This window comes from Cereibacter changlensis JA139, from assembly GCF_003034985.1.
Taxonomy (GTDB): Bacteria; Pseudomonadota; Alphaproteobacteria; order Rhodobacterales; family Rhodobacteraceae; genus Cereibacter; species Cereibacter changlensis.
The window spans coordinates 1-234 of sequence record NZ_PZKG01000476.1; the positions used below are offsets into that span (position 1 = coordinate 1).

General features: G+C 72.6%; 1 pseudogene. It reads right to left on the reverse strand.

Annotated features, from left to right (window positions below):
• Nucleotides 1-234: pseudogene (locus tag C5F48_RS25645) on the reverse strand (calcium-binding protein); the annotation flags it as partial.

A 234-nucleotide genomic window follows, 5' to 3' on the forward strand; every position in this document is an offset into this window, starting at 1 on the left:
GCCGTCGGTGATCACGTCCGCCCCGGCGCCGCCGACGATCCAGTCCTCGCCGTCGCCGCTGGTCACGGTGTCGTCGCCGTAGCTTCCGTCGTCGGTGGCGGTGATCTCCGTCACCCGGCCTTCGCCGTCGAAGGTCATGAGGCCGGTATCGGCCAGGATGTATCCGCGGCCCTCGCCCGAGGCGATCTCGTCGCTGCCGGTCCCGCCGACGATCCAGGCGTCGCCGCCGCCGGT